The 18,395-nt window shown below is 68.7% G+C and carries 19 protein-coding genes; 10 read left to right on the forward strand and 9 right to left on the reverse strand.

Annotation, left to right across the window (positions count from 1 at the left end; all coding sequences use genetic code 11):
• Positions 1-9: 9 nt before the first annotated feature.
• Entirely contained in the window at positions 10-624 is a 615-nt protein-coding gene (locus tag LY12_RS12850) for a TetR/AcrR family transcriptional regulator (RefSeq protein ID WP_253856314.1), read from the forward strand.
• A gap of 67 nt (positions 625-691) precedes the next feature.
• Here the strand turns inward: LY12_RS12850 and LY12_RS12855 are convergent, their stop codons facing one another.
• Positions 692-1,117, reverse strand: coding sequence for a nitroreductase family deazaflavin-dependent oxidoreductase (locus LY12_RS12855; protein ID WP_253856317.1), 426 nt, complete (start codon positions 1,115-1,117; stop codon positions 692-694).
• Positions 1,118-1,276: 159 nt separating this feature from the next.
• Positions 1,277-1,762: a DUF5994 family protein gene (locus tag LY12_RS12860; protein WP_253856318.1), complete on the reverse strand. Its 486-nt coding sequence runs from the start codon at positions 1,760-1,762 to the stop codon at positions 1,277-1,279.
• Positions 1,763-2,107: 345 nt separating this feature from the next.
• On the opposite strand from LY12_RS12860, the gene LY12_RS12865 reads away from it, so the two are divergent.
• The gene (locus LY12_RS12865) at positions 2,108-2,599 is read left to right on the forward strand and encodes a DUF6292 family protein (protein WP_253856319.1); all 492 of its coding nucleotides are present in this window, start codon (positions 2,108-2,110) and stop codon (positions 2,597-2,599) included.
• A gap of 17 nt (positions 2,600-2,616) precedes the next feature.
• Here LY12_RS12865 and LY12_RS12870 read toward each other — a convergent pair whose 3' ends face one another.
• The 3 genes from LY12_RS12870 to LY12_RS12880 all read right to left on the reverse strand — a co-directional run bounded on the left by LY12_RS12870 (position 2,617) and on the right by LY12_RS12880 (position 6,004).
• Positions 2,617-3,654: a fatty acid desaturase family protein gene (locus LY12_RS12870; protein WP_253856320.1), complete on the reverse strand. Its 1,038-nt coding sequence runs from the start codon at positions 3,652-3,654 to the stop codon at positions 2,617-2,619.
• Entirely contained in the window at positions 3,651-3,830 is a 180-nt protein-coding gene (locus LY12_RS12875) for a hypothetical protein (RefSeq protein WP_253856321.1), read from the reverse strand. The genes LY12_RS12870 and LY12_RS12875 overlap by 4 nt, the downstream gene beginning before the upstream one ends.
• Before the next feature lie 341 nt (positions 3,831-4,171).
• Entirely contained in the window at positions 4,172-6,004 is a 1,833-nt protein-coding gene (locus LY12_RS12880) for a calcineurin-like phosphoesterase C-terminal domain-containing protein (RefSeq protein ID WP_308292108.1), read from the reverse strand.
• 262 nt (positions 6,005-6,266) lie between these two features.
• Between LY12_RS12880 and mrf the strand changes: the two genes are divergently transcribed.
• Complete coding sequence (gene mrf / locus LY12_RS12885) at positions 6,267-7,511, forward strand: ribosome hibernation factor-recruiting GTPase MRF (RefSeq protein ID WP_253856328.1); 1,245 nt, start codon at positions 6,267-6,269, stop codon at positions 7,509-7,511.
• Positions 7,512-7,532: 21 nt separating this feature from the next.
• Positions 7,533-7,694, forward strand: coding sequence for a 50S ribosomal protein L32 (gene rpmF / locus LY12_RS12890; RefSeq protein WP_253856330.1), 162 nt, complete (start codon positions 7,533-7,535; stop codon positions 7,692-7,694).
• Between the two features lie 130 nt (positions 7,695-7,824).
• Here the strand turns inward: rpmF and ykgO are convergent, their stop codons facing one another.
• A complete protein-coding gene (ykgO, locus tag LY12_RS12895) occupies positions 7,825-7,947 on the reverse strand; it encodes a type B 50S ribosomal protein L36 (RefSeq protein WP_183782934.1) in 123 nt (40 codons plus the stop codon).
• A gap of 225 nt (positions 7,948-8,172) precedes the next feature.
• On the opposite strand from ykgO, the gene LY12_RS12900 reads away from it, so the two are divergent.
• Positions 8,173-8,556, forward strand: coding sequence for a DUF488 domain-containing protein (locus LY12_RS12900; protein WP_253856332.1), 384 nt, complete (start codon positions 8,173-8,175; stop codon positions 8,554-8,556).
• Between the two features lie 162 nt (positions 8,557-8,718).
• Positions 8,719-9,930, forward strand: a complete 1,212-nt coding sequence (locus LY12_RS12905) for a cytochrome P450 (protein ID WP_253856340.1) — start codon at positions 8,719-8,721, stop codon at positions 9,928-9,930.
• 54 nt (positions 9,931-9,984) lie between these two features.
• On the opposite strand, the gene LY12_RS12910 is transcribed toward LY12_RS12905, so the two are convergent.
• The 3 genes from LY12_RS12910 to LY12_RS12920 all read right to left on the reverse strand — a co-directional run bounded on the left by LY12_RS12910 (position 9,985) and on the right by LY12_RS12920 (position 13,717).
• Positions 9,985-11,493 (reverse strand): aldehyde dehydrogenase (NADP(+)), encoded by a 1,509-nt coding sequence (locus tag LY12_RS12910; RefSeq protein ID WP_253856343.1) that lies wholly within the window; start codon positions 11,491-11,493, stop codon positions 9,985-9,987.
• Between the two features lie 74 nt (positions 11,494-11,567).
• Positions 11,568-12,521, reverse strand: coding sequence for a C-terminal binding protein (locus LY12_RS12915; protein ID WP_253856345.1), 954 nt, complete (start codon positions 12,519-12,521; stop codon positions 11,568-11,570).
• Positions 12,518-13,717, reverse strand: coding sequence for a fumarylacetoacetate hydrolase family protein (locus tag LY12_RS12920; protein ID WP_253856347.1), 1,200 nt, complete (start codon positions 13,715-13,717; stop codon positions 12,518-12,520). The genes LY12_RS12915 and LY12_RS12920 overlap by 4 nt, the downstream gene beginning before the upstream one ends.
• Before the next feature lie 182 nt (positions 13,718-13,899).
• Between LY12_RS12920 and LY12_RS12925 the strand changes: the two genes are divergently transcribed.
• The 4 genes from LY12_RS12925 to LY12_RS12940 all read left to right on the forward strand — a co-directional run bounded on the left by LY12_RS12925 (position 13,900) and on the right by LY12_RS12940 (position 18,374).
• Positions 13,900-14,613: a FadR/GntR family transcriptional regulator gene (locus LY12_RS12925; protein WP_253856349.1), complete on the forward strand. Its 714-nt coding sequence runs from the start codon at positions 13,900-13,902 to the stop codon at positions 14,611-14,613.
• A gap of 143 nt (positions 14,614-14,756) precedes the next feature.
• Positions 14,757-16,208, forward strand: coding sequence for an aldehyde dehydrogenase family protein (locus LY12_RS12930; protein ID WP_253856351.1), 1,452 nt, complete (start codon positions 14,757-14,759; stop codon positions 16,206-16,208).
• A 22-nt stretch (positions 16,209-16,230) separates the two neighbouring features.
• Positions 16,231-17,733: a xylulokinase gene (gene xylB / locus LY12_RS12935; RefSeq protein WP_253856353.1), complete on the forward strand. Its 1,503-nt coding sequence runs from the start codon at positions 16,231-16,233 to the stop codon at positions 17,731-17,733.
• Positions 17,733-18,374, forward strand: a complete 642-nt coding sequence (locus tag LY12_RS12940; RefSeq protein WP_253856355.1) for an HAD family hydrolase — start codon at positions 17,733-17,735, stop codon at positions 18,372-18,374. Before xylB ends, LY12_RS12940 begins: the two co-directional genes overlap by 1 nt.
• Positions 18,375-18,395 lie beyond the last annotated feature (21 nt).

An 18,395-nucleotide genomic window follows, 5' to 3' on the forward strand; every position in this document is an offset into this window, starting at 1 on the left:
GATGTCGCCATGACCGAACCACCACGGACCCAGGGCAGGCGCGGCAGGCCCGGTTACGACCTCGAGTCGCTGCTGATGGTCGCGGTCAAGCTGTTCAACGAGCGCGGCTACGACGGCACCAGCATGGAGGACCTGTCGCGCAAGCTGGGCATCACGAAGTCGGCGATCTACCACCACGTCCGCAGCAAGGACGAGCTGCTGCAGCTGGCCGTGGGCCGAGCACTCGACGGGCTGTTCGCGGAGGTGGAGCGGCTCGACGAGGTCGAGGGGCCCGCGATCGACAAGCTCGAACAGCTGGTGCGGGCGAGTGTCGGCGTGCTGGTGCAGGAATTGCCGTTCGTCACACTGCTGCTGCGTATTCGCGGGAACACGAAGGTCGAGAAGGCGGCGCTGGCGCGCAGGCGCGAGTTCGACCAGATCGTGACGGACCTGGTCAGCAAGGCCGCCGCCGACGGCGATCTGCGTCCGGACGTCGACCCGGCGACGTCGGCCCGGCTGCTGTTCGGCATGGTCAACTCGCTGGTCGAGTGGTACCGGCCGCGCGGTGGTGTCGACGCCGAGACGTTGGCCGACGCCGTGGCGACGGTGGCCTTCGACGGCCTGCGCCTGCAGCGCGACACCTGATCCGGCCCACGACCGGTCCGCGGGTCCGTCGCCGCCCCGGTCAGGGGTCTGTGGGACCGGGCCCCGGTCAGGGGGTCTGTGCGATCGGGGTGAGCGCCATGACGGGAATGGTCCGGTCCGTCCGGCGTTGGTACTCGGCGAAACCGGGGTAACGCTCCGCCTGGATGCGGAACTTCTCGGTGCGTTCGGGTTCATCGAGCTCGGTCGCCTCGACGTCCAGGTCGATGTCGCCCACCTCGATCCGGGCGCTCGGGTTGGCGCGCAGGTTCCAGTACCAGTCCGGGTGAGTGTCGGCCCCCGCCTTGGACGCGAACACGAGATAGCGGTCGCCGTCGGCCAGGTACATCATCGGGTTGACGCGCTGCCTTCCGGTGCGAGCGCCGAGGGTGTGCAGCAACAGCAGCGGTGCGCCTTCGAACGGGCCGCCGACCTTGCCGTGATGGGCACGGAACTCCTCGATCGTCTGCCGGTTGAAGTTCGCAACGTCGCTCATGCCGTCCTCCTGCGTAGTTCTCGATCGACTTCCGCCTGTTCATCCTCGGACAGTGTCAACTCTCCCGCCTGCCGGAGATCCCGGCGTAGCCCCGACCCAGAACTCGGGGTGAAGCTGCCAGGCGATCTCGAGGTCGACCGCCGAAGTCCCTCGTGGGGTTCATCGGACACGCCCGCCGTCGAGTTCCCGGCGCTGCGTCGACATCGCCATCTCGGCCGGGTCGCCGCGCTGCGACGCGTCCGCCAGCGACGCACGGGCCGACGCCGGGAAGGCTTCGGGCGGAACCACGAGCAGCGTCAGGCGGCAGCGGCCGTGGTCTCCGATGACCGTCACGGTTTCCGGTCGCTGGGAGTGGAATCCCTCCGCCCGGATCCGGTGGCCGTCGACGACCAGCCTCCCGCGCGCGACGGGCTCCCACATCGTCAGGTTGTAGGTCACCCGCTCCCACGGGCCCCACTGCGACCCGAGGGCATCGAGCAATTCGGGCAGTTCGGCGGCCAAGTCCCGGGAGCAGGGCCACCATGCTCCGTCGACGTGTCCCGTCGGGAGCGGTTCGGTCGTGACCCGGGGCCGCACGTTCGGCAGCGGTACCGACGTGGCGGGTACCGGTGTGCCTACACCGGGCGTGTGCGGGATCGACATCATGCCGATGCTCCGTCCCGGCCGTGATCGCGGCCACGCGGTGGTTCGTCGTCGGCGCCGCGGGCTCGGTCGCGCGCGTGCGAAATGCCGTCGACACCTGCGAGTTTACGCGCCTTCACCACCGCGGTGATCCCGCTTTTCGGCGCCGGATGACGTAATGTCGGGGTGAGGCGGATGCCGCACGGAGCCGCGATGCCGCTGTGTGGTGCTGGTGCTGGTGCTACGCAGTCCTGGATCACCGCAGCCCTGTTTCTCTGTGGTGCTGTTCAGCGGTGGCGCTGTCGAGCGGTGGCTCCGTTTCGCCGCAGTACCTGTTTCGCGGCGGATACGGAGGATCGAGGCGCTCACATGGACACCGACATCGACAGCACACCTGCGTTGCGGCGCGGGCTCGACGGCTACATCCGCGCGGTCGCAGACGAACTGGACGTCCCCGCCGAAAGCATGAGCTTCGAGATCAGCGACACCGCAACGGCCTATCTCGGGTTGTCGACACGGTGGCCGTCGTGGCCGGGCCACGACCTGATGCTGATCTGGGATGAGCGCACCGGATGGTCGGTCGCGGTGGAGACCACGCCCGCGGAACGCGCGGTCGTGATCGCGCGGCTGGGAGGCGAACCGGTTCCGTCGCCACGTGCGGTATCCCACTGGGTCGCGAGCACGTTCACCGGCACCCGGCCGGAGACCGCTCAGCCGCAGACCACGACGACGCAGACAGTGCCCAATCGGACCACGTCCACACAGCCGGCGGTGCCGTACACCGCACCGCAGCCGTCGACGGCGAAGCCGGTCGACCGGCACGCCCTCGCCGTCCGCCTCTCCGGCTACGCCTCCGGCTGACGGTCCGTCCACCGACGCTACGCGGCGGAACGGGCCCGGTCGGCCGCGCGCAACGGCGCGCCCATCTCGTGCAGATGTTCCAGAACGTGCCGGTACGACCGGAGCAGACCGGTCTGGCTGTAGGGGATGCCGTGGTCGTCGCAGAAGCGTCGGACGATCGGCTGGGCACGGCGCAGGTGCGGCCGCGGCATGTTGGGGAACAGGTGGTGTTCGATCTGGTAGTTCAACCCGCCGAGCAGGAAGTCGGTGAACCAGCCACCCCGCACGTTCCGGGAAGTCAGCACCTGCTTGCGCAGGAAGTCGACCGATTGACCGGTCATCGTCGGCATGCCCTTGTGGTTCGGCGCGAACGAACATCCCATGTAGACGCCCCACAACATCTGGTGCACCGCGATGAACACCACGGCGAGCCCCGGCGACAGCACCAGGAAAACGGCGGTCAGATAGGCCACGAAGTGGGCCGTGAGCAGGGCACCTTCGACCTTGCGACCCTTCGTCTTGCCCTGCCACACCGCCTTCACACCGTTGACGTGCAGGTTCAGTCCTTCCAGGCAGAGCAGCGGGAAGAACAGCACGGCCTGGTGCTTGGCCATCCAGCGCAGGAAACCCTGTTTGAGCCGGGCCTGCTTGCTGGTGAACGCCAGCGCGGGAATGTCGAGGTCGGGGTCGTGTTCCTCGTGATTGGGGTTCGCGTGATGACGGTTGTGCCCGCTGACCCACCAGCGGTAACTCATCCCGACGAGCCCACCGTGCGCGGTGCCGATGACATCGTTCGGCTTACGAGTCCGGAAGATCTGCTTGTGCCCCGCGTCGTGGCCGATGAACGCCAACTGGGCGAACACCACGGCCAACACGGCGGCGATGCCGAGCTGCCACCAGCTGTCACCGAGGAACGCGAACGCCACCCAGGCACCCGCGAGCACCAGCAGGTTGGCGAAGATCCGGAGCGCGTAGTAGCCGTACCGGCGGCGCAGCAGGCCCGCCTCGCGCACCTCGTGGAGCAGAGCCGCGTACTCGCCGCCGGTCTTCGCGGGAGCTTCGGCGTAATCGGTCATCGGGGAAGTTCGCCTCCGAACGCGGCGGGGGCGGCGGAGAACGCGACGCTGCGCGCGCGGTCGGCCGCGGCGGCCGTCACCGGCGCGGCGGTCGGGGTCTGAGTCGGCACGTGGCTGAAAACCACGGGTGCGACGTCGGTTCCGGATACACGTTGGTCAACGTGGGTGGTGGACATGGGAAAAACTCCTTGGCGACGACGGTCTCGGCCGTCGGCTCTGTACATGTGCACGCAAGTGCGTACGAACTGAGCGAACTCGACGCTTCGCTTCGTGGCGAGGTCCGTTCGGAAAAGCAAAATTCGGGGCAGGTCGCGTAGCTCGGCGTCGTTCGGACGGTCGACGTTGATCACAGCTGCTGGCTGTGCACGGAGGGCCCGCCGATTTCGACCCTACACGTTCGGCCCGCTCGCAGTACACCGGCGACGGTTTCGGCGTGGGTATCCTTCCGCCGCCGTGGCCGGACGCCGGGTCCCGGCCGGAGACGCGCCCCGGCCGGGACCCCGATGACGGCACGGAGTTACCCGACGACCTCGAAGGTCAGCGAATCGGTGAACTCGCGGCCGTACGAGTCGGTGGCCGTCACCTCGGCGGTGTGCTCGCCGGGTTCCAGGTCGACGGGCAGCTCGTAGCGCCACAGATGCATCGATGAGTCCGCGATGCTCCCGCCGTGCACGAGCTGCTGGGCGACGGCGTAGGGATCCGACCACTCCGGGCCGTTCCGCTTGGCCTCACCGTTCATCTCCTGCGTACGCGCAGCCTTCTTCGCCGGGCCGCCGTCGAGCGCGACCTTCACCGACGAACCGCTGGCACCCATCCAGAAGTCGGTCGTGAGCCAGGTGGTTCCCGCCAGGTCGCCGGAGTCGACGACGAGCGGCTCGTCGAGCTCCGGAGCGTCACCCTGCGGGTTCTCGTTCCACTCGGCCCGTTCCTCGGACCACTCGCGGTAGGTCGGGCTGTTGATGCCGAGCTGCGTCTGCACCCTGTCGTCGGCGCCGGTGACGGTGTAGCGCTCCTGGAACTTCGTGCCGTCGATGTCGAGCGTGAGCACTCCGGGGCGGCCACCGTCCTTGCCGATCGCCGTCGGATAACCGTCCTCGGTGACCTCGCCGGAGTACCAGTCACCGGAGATGGCACCTGCGGTGATGTGCGGGAAGGGCAGCTTGTCGAGGCCGAGGGTGTCCTTCCAGCCCTGCGCCGAGTCGCCCTTCTTCATGTTCTCGGTCGTGTGGCTGTGGCCGGAGACGGCAACGGCCTTGCGGCCCTTGAGCAACTCGTACACGTCGCGTGCCTGGTCGGTCTGGTGCACCGCGCTGGCCTGGTCGTTGTAGTTGATCAGCCCGATGTGGCCCGCGACGACGATCAGCTTGTCCTTGGCGACGTGTTCGAGGTCGCGCTCGAGCCACGCGAGCTGCCGGTCGTCGATCGAGCCGTTGTAGCTGGGGTCACCCTCCGGGTCGTCGCAGTGCGAGCCGAGGCCGTCGAGATTGTCCTCGTCCGGCGTGCACGGGTACTCGACGGTGTTCAGGGCGACGAAATGGACGTCGCCGACGTCGTAGGAGTAGTAGGTCGGCGCCAGCTGCGCCCGGAAGGTGTCGAACGAGTGCTCCGGCGTCGCCGCGTCGAAGTCGAGGTCGTGGTTGCCAGGCAGGAACCGCGCAGGCCCGTTGGTCTGCTTGGTGAGCTCCTTCACCTCCGGGTACAGCGACAGGTCGTCACCGACGACGTCGCCGACGAACAGCGAACCGCAGCTCGCGTAGTCGTTCCGCTGGGCCAGGTCGTTGATGGCGCCCTTGCGCGCGTACTCGAGCTGCGTGCGGTTGTAGGTCTGCAGGTCGCCTGCGACGACGCAGCTCTGTTCGGGCGCCGCGGTGCCGGGGCTCTCGACCACCGGGAAGTTGACGGCCGACGGCAGGGGTCCGGTGGGCTCGATGCCGCCGTACTTCAGGTCCGGCGAGCCTTCCGGCAGGTGGTTGTAGTGGAACTGCGGGACGTTGTACTCGTCGACCGGAACCTGGTAGCCGTTCGGCTGAGTGATGAAGACCGTCATGTTGTCGAACGCGGGCAGCCGGTAGCGGCCCTCGCTGTCGGCCGTGACGACGTCGCGCCCGTTCGACACGACGACGCCCGCCAGACCGCGTTCGCCGTCGCCCGCGCTGGAGTCCTCGTTGTCGTCGACGAACACCGTGCCCGTCAGCACGTTCTGCTCGGTGGTTCCCGCCGAGGCCGGCACCACCTGTACCTCACCGCGGTAGACGCCGTCGCCTGCCTGCTCCTGCTGGGCGCCTGCGGCCGGGGCCACGACGGCGGCCGACGTCGCGGCGATCGCCACGGCCGAGCACGCCGCGACCACCGCACGTAGGGTTCTGCGTTCTCGTTCGGCTGACCTGAACATACGTTGCGCTCCGATGTGTCGGGGGCCGTTGACCGGCCGAGGACCGGCAGGAAGCAACCATTCCGGACGAGGCTGAACAGGTTCCGCACAACCGGCGAACACGAGCGAAAGGGACGACGATCGGCCGAAGCGAGGCGGGGCCTTGCCCCACGGCGGACCCGCACGTGCACACCACGACCCTTATTGGAAATGGTTTTCACTATCGTTTACGATGTGTGCCGTGACGGACCACCCTCGAACCCCCGTGATCGTCGTCAGCGGCGTCTCCCCCGCCGCCGACCGTGATGTCGCGCTGCGACTGCAGGACGAAGACCCGGCCACCGCAGTCGTCAACCACGACCTGCGCGAGGTCTCGTCCGGCGTCGTGCGGCGCACCGTACGGCTCGGCACCGGGAAGACGACGACGATCGTCGAACTCGCCCACGGCTGCGTCACCTGCACCGTGCGCGAAGACCTGCTCCCACTGCTGCGGCGGCTGGCCGCCGACGCCACCGTCGAACGGATCGTGCTGCAGCTGGACGAAGCCATGGACCCCGAGCAGGTGTGCCTGACCATCGAGCACGTCGTCCTCGGCGACCGCCCGGTGGGCGAGGACATCGACCTGGCAGTCGTGGTCACGGCCATCGACGCCGAGAGCTTCGTCCACGACGTCACGGGTGACACGACCATGGCCGAACGCGGGCTGCACGGATCCGCCGACGACGAGCGGACGGTCGCCCACGTCGCACTGGCCCAGATCGAGTTCGCCGACGTGGTCGTGTCCGCCGGACGCGCTGCTGACGCGTGGTCAGCGGCCAGGACGAACGCGATCCTCGAGCGCGTCGCCCCGTCGGCACCCGTGCTCGACCTCGCGGTGACCGATCGCGACACACTGCTCGCGGCGGTGCCGTCCGACGCGCGGCGAGGCACGGGCGACGACCCCCACGGAGCGTTGTTGCGCGGCCAGCCGCCGCTGCACCCCGACTGCGGCGTCGCCGTCGCGGTCTTCTCCGAACGCAGACCCTTCCACCCGGAACGCCTGCACGAAGCCATCGACGTGCTGCTCGACGGCGTACTGCGCGCCCGTGGCCGCGTGTGGATCGCCAGCCAGCCCGACGTGGCGCTGTGGCTGGAATCGGCGGGCGGCGGACTCGGCGTCGGTCACCTCGGCCCGTGGCTCGACTCGCCGGACGCTCCGGAGTGGACGGACGTCTCGGCCGAACGGCGGACGCTCGCGTCACTGCGCTGGGACCCACTGTTCGGCGACCGGGACCAGGAGATCGTCGTGATCTCCCACGAGGCGGATCCGCAGTTCGTCGAGGACACGCTGCGCGGCGCACTGCTGACCGACGAGGAACTCGCAGCGGGCCGCCGGGCCTGGGCCCACTACCCGGATCCGTTCGGGGCGTGGCACGAGGAACCGTGCGACGACACCGATGCCGACTCCGATTCGGAGACGGTCCACAACGGACGAAACGAGTCCTGAACACACCGAAGGGCACACACCATGGCAGTACCCAAACGCAAGAAGTCGCGCGCCAACACCCGGACGCGGCGTTCACAGTGGAAGGCGAAGGCTCCGGACCTGGTGCCGATCGTGGTGCGCGGCGAACGAAAACTCGTGCCACGCAGGCTCGTCGCTTACTACCACCGCTACGGCGGCGAATAGGCATCCGCCGACGGAACTGGAAAAGGCGAGGCGTGACACGCGGTCACGCCTCGCCTTTTCACCGCCCCAGAGGGGCGGACACGACGGCGCAGGCCGTCGGCCGCTCCGAGAACCGGAACGGCCGGGCAGATCAGCCCTGGCGCGCCTTGTAGCGCGGGTTCTTCTTGTTGATCACGAACACCCTGCCGTGCCTGCGCACGACCTGCGCGCCGGGCTTCTGCTTCAACGAGCGCAGCGACTTGCGGACCTTCATCACCACTCCTTCTTGCAGGACCGGCCAACACCATAGACGATAATGGTTATCATTTCCAATTACGTCCCGTAGCGGGCAACGACGGCGGCGGTCGCTCCTCGACGACCACCCGTGGGCCCGGGCGGTCGCCGGGTAACCCGCGGTCGGCGCACCATGAACGTGGCCCGCCGGCTGGCACCCATGCAAGCCGCAGCCGGTGTCACGATCCGCGAAGGAGGCAGGAGAGTGGCGAGCAGAACCGTGCGGGTACGCCGGATCTACGAGTCCCCACGCGACGACGACGGCGCGCGCGTACTCGTCGACCGCGTGTGGCCACGAGGCATGAAGAAGGAGTCCGCCCGACTGGACGACTGGGTCAAGACGATCGCGCCGTCGACCGAACTTCGGAAATGGTATGCGCACGACCCCGAGAAGTTCGCCGAGTTCCGCCGCCGCTACCTGGCGGAACTGGAATCGCCGGACGCCGCGACGGCCCTGGCGGAGCTACGGGGGCGCGCGAACCCCGACGGCCTCACCCTGTTGACCGCCACCAAGGACGTCCCACACAGCCACGCACAGGTACTGGCCGATCTACTGCATCCATCGACTTCATTCCATGCGAATCCTTGACATGGATTTCGGCGGACTCGATACTGCTACGAGTGTGATCCGGTTCATATGCGACCGCAGGATGTCGTGGTCGCCGACGAGAGGTGCATGCGGACGGCGGTGGTCCTGAGCGCGTTCCGGTTCGAGTCGTCCGTCGTTTCTGATCAAAGGAGATCGCTCACGATGACTGCTCTGCACGAAGCACCCGACATTCTTTCCGCGGAATTCGCCGAGAATCCGTACCCGCACTACCGGATCATGCGCGACGAGCACCCGCTGATCTGGCACGAGGGAATGCAGAGCTACCTCATCTCTCGATACGACGACGTCGAGAAGGCCTTCCGCGACCCGGTTTTCACCAGTGACAACTACGACTGGCAGCTCGAACCGGTCCACGGCCGGACCATCTTGCAGATGAACGGCCGCGAGCACGCCACACACCGGGCACTGGTGTCCTCGGCGTTCCGCGGCAACGAGCTGGAAACGAAGTTCCTCCCGGTCATCGAGCGAAACAGCCGGGAACTGATCGACGGGCTGCGTGATCGGAACCCGGTCGACCTCGTCGAGCATTTCGCCACCCGGTTTCCGATCAACGTGATCGTCGACATGCTCGGACTTCCGAAGAGCGACCACGACAAGTTCCACCAGTGGTACACGTCGATCATGGCGTTCCTGTCCAACTTGACGCAGGACCCGGACGTGATGGCCGAGGGAATGCGCACCAAGGAGGAGTTCGCCTCATACCTGATCCCGATCATCCGGCAGCGCAGGCAGAACCCGGGTGACGACCTGCTCTCGACATTGTGCGCCGCCGAGATCGACGGCGAGCACATGTCCGACGAGGAGATCAAGGCGTTCTGCAGCCTGTTGCTGACCGCAGGCGGCGAGACGACGGACAAAGCGATCGCCAGTCTGATGAAGAACCTGCTCGAACATCCCGACCAGCTCGAAGCCGTGCGGGCGGACCGCTCGCTCATCGGGGCCGCCTTCGCGGAAACGCTGCGCTTCTCCCCACCCGTGCACATGATCATGCGCCAACCCAGCGAGGACGTCGAACTGTCGGGCGGAGTCGTGCCCGCGGGCAGCACGGTCACCTGCCTGATCGGCGCGGCGGGGCGGGACGAGCAGCACTACGCGAATCCGGAGACGTTCGACATCTTCCGCGACGACCTGTCGACCACCAAGGCGTTCTCCGCGGCGGCCGACCACCTCGCGTTCTGCCTCGGCAGGCACTTCTGCGTCGGGGCCATGCTGGCGAAGACCGAGATCGAGGTCGGCGTGGACATGCTGCTCGACGCCATGCCCACGGTACGGTTCGCCGACGGAGCGCCCGCCGAGGCAGGTGTGTTCACCCGGGCCCCGACACAACTCTGGATCGACCGCACGCCGGCGTGACGGCCCACCGACGCGTGATGCCGGGTCCCGCCGCGGGGAGGGACCGGCATCACATCAGGCCGGGACGCCGTCGACGCGCCGGGGAATGCCGAGCGGGTTGCCGTCCCGCAGCTCCTCGGGAAGCAGCTCGTCCGGCACGTCCTGGTAGGTCACCGGGCGCAGGAACCTCCGGATCGCCGTGGCGCCCACGGACGTGTGGAGCGGATCGGTGGTGGCGGGCCACGGCCCGCCATGGTGCTGCGACCAGGTCACGGCCACGCCGGTCGGCCAGCCGTTGACGATGATCCGCCCGACGCTCTCCCGAAGCACCCCGACGATGTCACCCGCCGTGGGATCGCCGGGTTCGGCGTGCAGACTTCCCGTGAGGCTGCCCGGCACGGTGCGCAGAGCCCGGTGCAGGGAGTCGGTGTCGCGGTATTCCACGAGCACGGTGACCGGACCGAAGCATTCGCCCGCCAGCGCATCGGCCCGGGAGGCGAAGGTCTCGGCGTCCACGGCCAGCACTGCAGGGAGGACGTCGTGACCGTCGGCGTCCAGCGGCTCGGCCTTCACCAGCTCACGCACGCCGGGCACCTCCGACAGGGCCGCGACGCCGGACTGAAAGGCGTCCCGCATCCGCGCGGTGAGCATCGGCGCGGGCGCCGACGGCCGCACAGCGTCGGCAGCCTGCGAGTCGAAGCCGGAATCGGCGGGCACGAAGACCACGCCCGGCTTCGTGCAGAACTGCCCGGTACCGAGCCGGAAGGAACCGGCCAGCCCCTCGGCGATCTCGCGGCCGCGCGCGTCGACCGCGGACCCGGTGACGACGACCGGGTTGATGCTGCCGAGTTCCCCGTAGAACGGAATCGGGTTCTCCCGTCCGACGGCCAGGTCGTACAGCGCCCGACCGCCACCGGTCGACCCGGTGAAACCGACCGCCGTGATCGACGGATCGGTCACCAGTGCGGGCCCCGCCTCGTAACCGTGCACGACGCTCAACGTCCCGTCGGGAGCGCCCGCCTCCGACAGGGCCCCGGCAGCCAGGTCCGCGATCCGTTCGGACAGGCCGGGGTGCCCTGGATGGGCCTTCACCACGACGGGACACCCGGCGGCCAGTGCACTCGCGGTGTCACCGCCGAGCACCGAGAACGCGAACGGGAAGTTGCCGGCCGCGAACACCGCGACCGGACCGAGCGGCACGAGCATGCGGCGCAGGTCCCCGTGCGGCGGGACGGCGTTCGCATCCGGCCGGTCGATGACCGCTTCGCAGAAGGCGCCGTCACGCAGCACGTCGGCGAACATGTCCAACTGCGCCGCCGTGCGGGCCAGCTCGCCGGGGAGCCGCGGACTGCCGAGCGCGGTCTCGCGGTCGGCGAGCTCGACCAGCTCGTTCTCGTTCTGCCGCAGCGCCGTAGCCAGCGCGTTCAGCAACTGGCCCCGCCCGGCGTAGGGCAGGCCGGCCAACCGCGGTGCGCAGTCGGCCGCGCGCTGCGCGACGCTGCGCACCTGCTCGGCGCGGGTGTCGGGGACCGGATCACCGACCGGCTCGCCGGTACGCGGATCGACTCCCTGGTTCAACGACATCACCTTTCCGTCGAGACTCGCCGATGGGAACGGTTCGGGTGGCGCGACCGCCGGAACCGCCTCGACAGTGTCCGTCAACGCACCGGACACCGCAGCGGTTTGCCCGACAGCGCGCGGTCGGCCTCCTCGGCCGCCAGCCGCTGCAACGCGGCGAGGGAGCTGTCCGAGAAGAACGCCGCGTGCGGGGTCAGCAAAACCTCGCGAAGCTCCCGCAACCGGGAGTCCGCCGCGAGCGGTTCGGGATCGAAGACGTCGAGTGCGGCACCGGCGACCTGACCCGACTCGACCGCGTCGGCGAGCGCGTCCTGGTCGACGAGGCCGCCGCGGGAGGTGTTCACGAGGAACGCTCCCCTGCGCATCAGGGCGAAGGCCGACGCGTCGAGCAGCTTGCTGGTCTCCGCGGTCAACGGGGCGTGCAACGACACCGCGTCGGCCGCACCGAGCAGTTCGTCCAACTCGGACAGCCGGACACCGTGGGCGGCGGCCGCGTGCGCGTCGGCGTAGGGGTCGTGGGCCAGCACGGTGAAACCGAACGGCGCCAACCGCTTCGCGACCGCGAGCCCGATCTGCCCGAGGCCGACGAGGCCGATCGTGGTGCCGGCGAACCCGGGTACCGACCCGAGGTCGCGGGGAGCGCACCAGCCGTCCCGGTGCACGGCCCGGTCGAACCGGGTCAGCCTGCGCAACAGTGTCAGCAGGCAGGCGACGGTGTGGTCGGCGACCGTGTCGACGCCGTAGTCCGGCACGTTCGCGACGGTGACACCGAGGTCGGCCGCGGCAGCGACGTCGACGTTGTCGTAGCCGATGCCGTAACGGATCACCGCCGCACCGTCGGCCATGGCGGAGAGAACGGCACGGGTCGTCGGGGCGAAGTTGACGAACGCGACGTCCGCACCCCGCACCGCCTCGACGGTCTCTTCCTCGGTCCGGCACTGGTGCACCGCGAACTCGGCGCCGTGCCGGTCGGCGACCGCGGCCTCGCCGGTCACATCGCCGAAGGCGTGATCGGTGACGACGACGCGTCTCATGCCGGAACCTCCTGTCCCCGCGCACCGGACAGCAGTCCGCGCGCGGCAAGATTGCGCAGCAGCGCACGGATCCCGAACGTCCAGTCCGGCGCTTCCTCGGCGGTGTTGACCTCGTTGACCAGAGCCCCGAGCTTCGGGGACGAAATGCGGACGATGTCACCGATCTTGTGCGTGAAGCCCTGTCCCGGGACGTCGCGGTCCTCGGTGGGAGCGAACATCGTGCCGGTCAACAACACGAACCCGTCCGGATAGCGGTGATGCGGGCCGTGTGCGTGTTCGAGCAGTGTGCGGATGTCCCTGCTCATCTCCCTGACCGGGTTGACACCGCTGAGCGAGAACCCGTCGCGGCCGGTGATCTCGAGCTCGACGTCGATCCCACGCGCGTCGTCGAGGCCGAAACCGTCGTCGAACAGACGCAGGAACGGGCCGAGTGCGCACGACGCGTTGTTGTCCTTGGCCTCGGCGAGCAGCAGTGCGCTGCGCCCCTCGAAGTCGCGAAGGTTGACGTCGTTGCCCAGGGTGGCGGCGATCGGCGCACCGCGGGAATCCGCCACGACGGCGAGTTCGGGTTCGGGGTTGTTCCACGTCGAGCGTTCCAGGACGCCGATCTGCGCGCCGGTACCGACGGAAGACAACACGGGTGCCTTGGTGAAGATCTCCGGGTCGGGACCGATGCCGACCTCGAGGTACTGCGACCACAGTCCTTCGGCGACCAGCACTTCCTTCGCCCGTGCGGCTTCCTCGGATCCGGGCACGACCTGCGAGATGTGACCCGCGACCAGTGCGCCGAGCTTGCCGCGGATCTCCTCGGCGCGATGCAGGTCGCCTGCCGCCCGTTCCTCGATGACACGCTCGATCATGCTGCGCGCGAATGTCACTCCCGCGGCCTTGAGTACTTGCAGGTCCACAGGAGCAAGCAGGCGCGCCCGGGTTCGGTCGTTGTCGAACGTCGCCTTCAGCACGTCGGCGAGCGGCCAGCTGCGCGAACCCTGCGCGGTGCGTACCACGTCGACGGCGTCCGGCCGGTCCAACAGGTCGGCGACCGTAGGCGTGACCTCGGTGAGGTCGACGAGCGCGTCTCCTCGCAGTGCGGCGACGCACGGTCCCCCGCTTCCGGGGTCGTGAATCCGTGCCACGAGGGTCGCCCGGTCGGCGTCGTCCGGGAGAACGCTGCTGGCGTAGTCGGTGAGCTTCACAGATGTGCCTTCCCTGCCGTGTCGAACCCAGCAAATGTCAGTTTGTCATACAAATACTCGTCCACACCAGATGTGAACCCCACCTCGAACACGACTAGCACCCCGCATCTGTCACTCTTTCGCACGGCGACCTGCGCACACACGTCGTCATACAGCGCCCGGTGAGCCCATACAATCGTGCTATGAACTTCGATCACGGCGCCCGGCGGCGGCTTCCGGAGACCCTCGCCGACACGCTCCAGGACGAGATCCTGCGGTTGCCGGTCGGCGAACGGCTGCCCACCGAGGCCGAGCTCGCCGACCGGTTCGACGTGAGCCGCACGGTCGTGCGCGAGACGGCCCGACTGCTGGTCCAGCGAGGACTCGTCACGGTGAAGCCGGGGCGCGGCATGGTCGTCTCCGAGTTCGACGGCCGCTTGATCGCCGACCAGTACTCGCTGCTTCTCCGACTCAGCGAAGGCAGCTTCGAGCAGCTGCTCGAACTGCGACTCGTACTCGAGGTCGAGATGGCGGTACTCGCGGCGGCGCGCAGGGAGGAAGCGCACCTCGAGGCGATGCAGGCGGAGAACGACCGGCTCGCCGCCAACCTCGACGTGCGCGAGAAGTTCCTCGACGCCGACCTGTCGTTCCACGAGATCCTGGCGAAGGCCAGCGGAAACCCGTTCTTCTCGCTGATGATCAAACCGATCAACGGCTTCCTGCGCGAAACGTACTCGTCCGGCCCCGCATATCCGTCGGAGGCGACCGACACCGTGCGCGAGCACGCCGAGATCGCCGACGCCATCTCCGCAGGTGACCCGTCACGCGCACGGTTCGCGACGGAGAACCATCTCCGGCGGATCATGCGGCACGCCGATCGCCTCGCTCCCGGCCGAAAGGGCGACGAGCCCACCTGAAGCGGCACCCGGAACGGGTTGCGGTCGATGTCCGTCCAGAGCTAAAGTCCGATCATCATACAAATTACTGGATCCGGAGTGCCCCACTCGGTGACGACCGAAACCGCACCGGGTCCGCCGTCCATGAGAGCGGACACAGCACCATGCAACCTCACACCGACGTGATCACGTGCCGGAACTTCCACGGCGGAGACTGGCGGGACTCCGGCGGCGGCACGATCGACCGGCACAACCCCGCGACCGGTGCCCTCGCCGCCGTGGCACCGCGGTCGACCTCCCGTGACGTCGACGCGGCCGTGGGGTCCGCGGTACGCGCGTTCCCCGCGTGGCGCAAGACGTTGCCCGCCGAGCGTGCCCGCCACCTGCATCGGCTGGCCGAGGTTTGCGCGACCCGCGTCGACGAGCTGGCCGTCTCGATCACCCGCGAACAGGGCAAACCGCGCAGCGAGGCACGCGGCGAGGTCACCAAGTTCGTGTCCGCGCTGCACTACTACGCGGAAGAGGCCGAACGCGTCTTCGGCCGGACGATTCCCAACGACACGGCCGGTTTCCTCAGCATCGTGCAGAAGGAGCCGATCGGGCCGGTCGCGGGCATCGTGCCGTGGAACTATCCGATCGAACTCACCGGCTGGAAGCTCGCCGGTGCGACCGCCGCGGGCTGCACGATCGTGCTGAAACCGTCGGAGTACACGCCGGGGTCGGCGCAGCTGCTGTCGGAATGCGTCGCCGAGGCGATGCCCCCGGGTGTCGTCAACTTCGTGTACGGCGACGGGGAGGCCGGTCAGGCACTGGCCGAGCACCCGGACGTCGCGAAGATCGCGTTCACCGGGTCGATGCGCACGGGGCAGGCGATCTACCGCTCCGTCAGCGGGATCACCGGCTTGTCACTCGAACTGGGCGGCAGCTGCCCGATGGTCGTCACCGACCGGGCGGACGTCGACGCCGCGATCGCGGGCGCGACCCGGCGGTCCTTCCGCAACGCCGGGCAGATCTGCATCGCGATCAACCGGATCTACGTGCAGGACGGGGTGTACGACGAGTTCGTCGCCGGGCTGGCGAAGGCCGCCGACGCGCTGACCGTCGCCGACGGGCTCGCCGAGCCGGATGCCGACGTCGGCGCGATGACGATGCCCGAGACGTACCGGCGCACCCTCGACCACATCGCCGACGCCCGCGCGCAGGGGGCGCGAGTCGTCGCCGGAGGTGAGCCGCCGCGTTCGGATTCCCCGGGGCTGTTCCTGCGCCCGACCGTCGTGGCCGATGCACCGGACGAGGCACTGGTCATGCACGAGGAGACGTTCGGGCCGTTGGTGGGAGTCGCACGGTTCACCGAGCTCGATGACGCCGTCTCCCGCGCCAACGCCGCGCCCGGCGGACTGGCCGCATACGCCTACACCACCGACACCACGGAGACGTTCACGCTCGCGGGCGACCTCGACTTCGGCAACGTCGCGGTGAACAACGTCGACGCGGGAATCATCAACGCGCCATACGGGGGCCGGCGCGAAAGCGGCTTCGGCTCCGAACACGGCCACGAAGGACTCGAGAACTACCTGCAACTCAAGCACATCCGGCTCCGCCACAACGCGCAGTGAGGCGCGAAAGGACGGTCGCATCATGCTGATTGGCATCGATCTGGGCACCTCGTCGTGCAAGGTCATAGCCGTATCCCAAACGGGCGAGGTGGTCGCCAAGCAATCGCGGGACTATCCCGTTCACAACCTCCGTCCCGGCTGGGCGGAACAGGACCCCGCCGACTGGTGGCGCGCCACCGACGAGGCGATCGCGGCGGTGACCGCCTCGCTTCCGGAGCGGGGACGCGAAGTGGTCGGCATCGGCCTGTGCGGACAGATGCACGGCCTGACCGCTCTGGACTCCAACGGACAGCCGCTGCGACACGCCATTCTGTGGAACGATCAACGAGCGGCCGCCGAATGCGACTGGATCACCGAGCGCGCAGGCGGACTCGACGAGCTCATCCGCATGACCCGCAACCGGATGCTGCCCGGATTCACCGCACCGAAGATCATCTGGTTCCGGGACAACGAGCCCGAACTCTTCACGCGCATGGCGCACGTGCTCAACCCGAAGGATTACCTGCGCCTGAAGATGACGGGAAACCACGTCACGGACGTGTCGGACGCCTCCGGCACGGGACTGTTCGACGTCGCGGAGCGCACCTGGTCGGACGAGCTGCTCGAACTGTTGGACATCGATCGCGGACTGCTTCCGGACGCGGTCGAATCCATCGACGCCACCGGGGCGCTGCTCCCGGAACTGGCACGTCGCTGGAACATCCCCGAGGGCGTCCAGGTGTACGGCGGCGGTGGCGACGCCGTCATCCAGACCACCGCGATGGGGCTCATCGACCCGGGGCCGGTCGGCTTCACCATCGGGACGGCGGGCATTGTCGCGGGTGGAGCGGCGAGCTGCCCGAACATCCCGAGCGGGCGAGTGCAGGTCTCGTGCGGCAACGGGCCGGGCCGCTGGCACGTCATGGGTGTCTCACTCAGCGCGGGAGGCGCGTTCCAGTGGCTGCGTGACGCGCTGGCACCGGTGACGACCGCCGACCCCGTGTCGTTCGAGAAACTCGTCGCACTGGCCAAGGACGTCGAACCCGGTGCGGAGGGGCTGTTGTTCCTTCCCTACCTCCTCGGCGAGAGATCGCCAAATCTCGCCCCGGAGGCGTCGGCGAGCTGGATCGGCCTGACTCCGATGCACCACCTCGGGCATTTCTCGCGCAGCGTCCTGGAAGGCGTGCTGCTGAACATGCGGGAGATCCTCGAGGTCTGCAGACAGGCCGGACTGGAGTGCGACCGCGTCGTCGCCTCCGGCGGAGCGACGAGCGAGACGCTGTGGCTGCAGATGCTCGCCGACGTCCTCGGCAGGGAGACCGTCACCGTCACCGGCGCGACCGAGGGCGGAGCCTACGGTGCTGCGCTGGCGACCGGCGTCGGAGTCGGCTACTGGGGCAGTCTGGACGAGGCGGTGTCCGGGGTGAGCATCGAGCGCACGTTCACCCCGGACACCGGCAGCACCCGCGTCTACGACTCGGTCTTCGCCCGGCACCGCGCCCTGTACGAAGGGCTGCGACCGCTCTACGCCACCGCGGACGCGTGATGGCGCCTGGCGCGCGCGCCGTCGTCTTCGACCTCGACGGCACGTTGGTGGACAGCGCTCCGGACATCACCCGCGCGTTGAACACGGCCCTGGCAGCGCAGTCATTACCTCCCGTGACGGCCGATCAGGTGCGTGGCCTCCTCGGTGAGGGAGCGCGTGCCCTGGTCGGCAGGGCGCTGGCGCTCGCCGGTGGCTCCGAGGCGGGTGTGGACACCGCGTTGGCCGACTACACCACCGCGTACACCGCCGATCCGGTCGCGGAGACGACGTTGTACGCCGACGCGGGCGACGCGGTGGCCGAGCTGCACGCCCACGGCGTACGCATCGGCGTGTGCACCAACAAACGGTCGGCACTCGCCCACCGCGTGCTGCACCACACCGGTCTCGCAGGCGCCGTCGACGCGGTCGTCGGCATCGACGAGGTCTCGGCCGGCAAACCCGACCCGGAGCACCTCCGTACCGCATTCGACCGCCTTGAGGTCCCGCCGTCGGAGTCGCTGTACGTCGGCGACACCGCGATCGACGCGGAGACCGCGAAGCGGGTCGGCGTCGACTACGTGCACGTCGCCTGGGGACACGTGGGCGAGCACACCGTGATCGAGCGGTTCCACGAACTGTTCGAACGAATCCGACCGGCCTAACACAGCAGGAACGGCAGACAG

This window comes from Prauserella alba (assembly GCF_024171735.1).
In the GTDB taxonomy this organism is placed as follows: Bacteria; Actinomycetota; Actinomycetes; order Mycobacteriales; family Pseudonocardiaceae; genus Prauserella; species Prauserella alba.

Coding starts and splice junctions, on each gene's coding strand:
- LY12_RS12850 (WP_253856314.1), top strand. CDS start 10: ATGACCGAACCACCACGGACCCAGGGCAGGCGCGGCAGGCCCGGTTAC.
- LY12_RS12855 (WP_253856317.1), bottom strand. CDS start 1,117: ATGAGCGACGTTGCGAACTTCAACCGGCAGACGATCGAGGAGTTCCGT.
- LY12_RS12860 (WP_253856318.1), bottom strand. CDS start 1,762: ATGATGTCGATCCCGCACACGCCCGGTGTAGGCACACCGGTACCCGCC.
- LY12_RS12865 (WP_253856319.1), top strand. CDS start 2,108: ATGGACACCGACATCGACAGCACACCTGCGTTGCGGCGCGGGCTCGAC.
- LY12_RS12870 (WP_253856320.1), bottom strand. CDS start 3,654: ATGACCGATTACGCCGAAGCTCCCGCGAAGACCGGCGGCGAGTACGCG.
- LY12_RS12875 (WP_253856321.1), bottom strand. CDS start 3,830: ATGTCCACCACCCACGTTGACCAACGTGTATCCGGAACCGACGTCGCA.
- rpmF (WP_253856330.1), top strand. CDS start 7,533: ATGGCAGTACCCAAACGCAAGAAGTCGCGCGCCAACACCCGGACGCGG.
- ykgO (WP_183782934.1), bottom strand. CDS start 7,947: ATGAAGGTCCGCAAGTCGCTGCGCTCGTTGAAGCAGAAGCCCGGCGCG.
- LY12_RS12905 (WP_253856340.1), top strand. CDS start 8,719: ATGACTGCTCTGCACGAAGCACCCGACATTCTTTCCGCGGAATTCGCC.
- LY12_RS12910 (WP_253856343.1), bottom strand. CDS start 11,493: ATGTCGTTGAACCAGGGAGTCGATCCGCGTACCGGCGAGCCGGTCGGT.
- LY12_RS12915 (WP_253856345.1), bottom strand. CDS start 12,521: ATGAGACGCGTCGTCGTCACCGATCACGCCTTCGGCGATGTGACCGGC.
- LY12_RS12925 (WP_253856349.1), top strand. CDS start 13,900: ATGAACTTCGATCACGGCGCCCGGCGGCGGCTTCCGGAGACCCTCGCC.
- LY12_RS12930 (WP_253856351.1), top strand. CDS start 14,757: ATGCAACCTCACACCGACGTGATCACGTGCCGGAACTTCCACGGCGGA.
- xylB (WP_253856353.1), top strand. CDS start 16,231: ATGCTGATTGGCATCGATCTGGGCACCTCGTCGTGCAAGGTCATAGCC.
- LY12_RS12940 (WP_253856355.1), top strand. CDS start 17,733: ATGGCGCCTGGCGCGCGCGCCGTCGTCTTCGACCTCGACGGCACGTTG.